Genomic DNA, 3,408 nt, shown 5'->3' with positions numbered 1-3,408 from the left:
TGCCGACGATGCAGGCGGGGTCGGCAGCACCCTGCGGATACTGATTGCAGCGTGTCTTGGCGTCATACTGCCACGACGGCTTGGCCGGTGCTGCTTCGGGAATAGCGTTGTTGACCGTCTGATAGGAGTAGCGCACCGGCGGCCAGATCATCCAGCCATTGGCGTTGATCTCGTCCTGGATGACCGGATCGCGATAGTCGGTGACGGCATAGAAGCCGCCGAATTTTTCCTCGGGGTAGGCGACCAACACCGGAAACAGGATTTCGCCCTTGTAGGAAGCGATGATCGGCTTGTCGTTGGCGATGAACTCGGAAAACAGCGACAGCACGAACAGGACGAGGAAGATCCACAGCGACCAGTAGCCGCGGCGGTTGGCTTTGAAGTTCTGCAGGCGGCGCTTGTTGAGCGGCGACAGAAACGGCCGCTTGATCCGCGCGGGTGCCGCGTCGACGGGGACTGTAGCCTCCGACATCAGACGTCTCTCCGCTCGAAATCGATGCGCGGATCGACCCAGGTGTAGAGCAGGTCGGACAAGAGCCCGACGAACAGCCCGAGCAGCGAGAAGATGTAGAGATTGGCGAACACCACCGGATAGTCGCGCTCGACCACCGACCGGAAGCCGAGCAGACCGAGGCCATCGAGGGAGAAGATGTTCTCGATCAGCAGCGAGCCGGTGAAGAAGGCCGAGATGAAGGCGCCGGGAAAACCGGCGATGACGATCAGCATGGCGTTGCGGAAGACGTGGCCGTAGAGCACCTGCCGTTCCGACAGACCCTTGGCCCGCGCCGTCACCACATACTGTTTGCGGATTTCTTCGAGGAACGAGTTCTTGGTCAGCAGCGTCGTGGTGGCGAAGGCCGACAGCACCAGCGCGGTCAGCGGCAATGTCATGTGCCAGAAATAGTCGACGATCTTTCCCCACCACGACAATTGATCCCAATTGTCCGAGGTGAGGCCGCGCAACGGAAACCAGTCCCAGAAAGACCCGCCGGCAAACAGCACCATCAGCATGATGCCGAACAGGAAGCCCGGAATGGCATAGCCGACAATGACGACGCCGCTGGTCCAGACGTCGAAGGGAGTGCCGTCCTTGACCGCCTTGCGGATGCCGAGCGGGATCGAGATCAAATAGGACAACAGCGTGATCCACAGCCCGATCGAGATCGACACCGGCATTTTTTCCAGGATCAGGTCGAGCACCGAAATGTCGCGGAAATAGCTGTCGCCGAAATCGAAGCGGGCATAGTTCCACAGCATCATGCCGAAGCGCTCGAGCGGCGGCTTGTCGAAGCCGAACTGCTTTTCCAGCTTCTTGATGAATTCCGGATCGAGCCCCTGCGCACCGCGATATTTCGAGCTGACGTCACCGGCGGCATCGAAATTGCCGCCGGCACCCGCGTCGCCGCCACCACCGCCGAGGCGGTCGCTGCCGCCCTGATTGGTCAGCCGGGCGATGACCTGTTCGACCGGACCGCCGGGGGCGAACTGGATGACGGCGAAGGATATCGCCATGATGCCGAACAGCGTCGGGATCATCAAAAGGATGCGGCGCAGGATATAGGCGCCCATCAGGCCTTCTGCCCTCGTTGAGCGAACATCTCAGCCTTTGCCAATTCTTGCCGCCTTGCCCTTATCGAACCACCACAGCGTCTCGACCGGAAAGCCGAAATCAGGCTTCTGTTCGACAAAGCCGAACATGTCCCAATAGGCGACGCGGTGATTCGCCAGATAGTATGTTGGAATCCAGTCCAGCCGCGCGCGCAAGACCCGGTCGAGCGCTCTGAGCGCCGTGACGAGTTCTATACGGTCTTTCGCCTTGGCTGCTGCCGCGATCAGGGCGTCGATGGCCTTGCTTTCGGTGCCGGGATAGTTGCGCTGCCCCGGGATTTTCGCCATGCGGGAATCATAGAGCATCTGCAGGCTGTCGTCAGTCGGCGTCGCCCCGATCGACCAATGCAGCAAGGCAAGATCGAAGTCGTAATTGCTGTGCCGCTGCTCATACTGCGCCGAATCGATTTGCCGGATCGATGCGTCGATCCCGATCGCCTTCATATTCTCCGACCACGGGGTGTAGATACGAACGATGCCATCGTCCTCCGCCAGCATTTCGACCCGCAGCCGCTCACCCTTGTCATTGACGACGAAACTGCCGTCGCGCTTCCAGCCGGCTTGCGCAAGCAATCTCGAAGCCTCGCCCAGCAGCTTGCGGTCATGGCCCGAACCGTCGGACAGGGGCTGTGTTACCGCTTCACCGAAAACCTCTGGCGGCAACTCGGCCCGGAATGGCTCCAGCAGGGCCAATTCGTCAGGCGAGGGCAGGCCTTCGGCCTTGTAATCCGATCGTTCGAAGTTCGATTGAGAACGCTCGTAGGAGCCGTAAAACAAGGCCCGCTTCATCCATTCGAAATCGAAACATCTGGCGATCGCCCGCCGCACCCGCTCATCGCGGAATTGCGGACGACGCTGGTTCAGCGCGACGCTCTGCATGTCTGGCGTCTTCTCGCCGGGAAATTCCCGTTTGAGGACCTTGCCGTCCTTCAGCGCCGGAAAGTCGTATCCGGTCGCCCATACCCGTGAGGTGAATTCCTCGCGAAAATGCGTGTCGCCTTTCTTGAAGGCCTCGAATGCCGCCTGCCGGTCAAGATAGAAGTCGATGCGGATGCGGTCGAAATTGTAGAGGCCGCGGTTCACCGGGAGATCGCGGCCCCAATAATCGGCGACGCGGTCATATTCGACCGTCTGTCCGGCCGCCACGCGTCCAATCTTGTAGGGTCCCGAGCCAAGCGGCGGCGTCATGGTCGAAGCATCGAAATCATTGGCCGTGTAAAAGGCCTTGGAGACGATCGGCATCCCCACGATCGCAAGGACGTTTTGCGCCGACTGCTTGCCGTTGAGGGTGAGATCGACGGTGGTGGGATCGACCGCAACCACGTCGGTCATGTACCGCAACGCCTGGGAAAGGTTCGGATGGCCCTTGTCCTTATAGAGCTTCAGCGCAAAGACAACGTCTTGCGCGGTCAGCGGCGAGCCGTCGTGGAAACGCGCTTGCGGTCGCAGCACGAAGCGGAAACCGTTGCGGTCTGGCGACAGGGCAACGGTTTCGGCAAGCAGGCCATAGACTGCATCCGGCTCATCGAGCGCGCTTGTCATCAGCGAATCGAAACAGAGTTCGGCGCGCGGCGGCGCCTCACCCTTCAACACCAGGAAATTCAACGTGTTGAAGGTCAGGAAGCTCTGATTGAGGGTTGCGTTCGGCGGCGCGAAATTCATCTGGCCGCCCTTGGGCGCGTCCGGATTGACGTAGTCGAAATGCGCGAAATCGGGCTTGTACTTGAGGTCGCCGAAGGCGGACAGGCCATGCAGCTTGATGCCGGTCGCAATGTCGGCGAAGGCCCGGCCCGGCAACAG

The 3,408-nt window shown here is 60.5% G+C and carries 2 protein-coding genes and 1 pseudogene; all 3 read right to left on the bottom strand.

Annotation, left to right across the window (positions count from 1 at the left end):
- A pseudogene (locus tag EN991_RS28485) lies at positions 1-472 on the bottom strand (ABC transporter permease); the annotation flags it as partial.
- Positions 472-1,569, bottom strand: coding sequence for a microcin C ABC transporter permease YejB (locus EN991_RS28480; protein WP_013527941.1), 1,098 nt, complete (start codon positions 1,567-1,569; stop codon positions 472-474). The pseudogene EN991_RS28485 and the gene EN991_RS28480, both read right to left, overlap by 1 nt.
- 30 nt (positions 1,570-1,599) lie before the next feature.
- The coding region (locus EN991_RS28475; protein WP_164769430.1) for an extracellular solute-binding protein at positions 1,600-3,408 on the bottom strand (1,809 nt) is incomplete at its 5' end.

This window comes from Mesorhizobium sp. M7A.F.Ca.US.005.03.2.1, from assembly GCF_003997795.1.
GTDB lineage: Bacteria > Pseudomonadota > Alphaproteobacteria > Rhizobiales > Rhizobiaceae > Mesorhizobium > Mesorhizobium ciceri.
The sequence above is the reverse complement of the archived record's forward strand: the minus strand, read 5'-3'. Positions and strand labels throughout refer to the sequence as shown.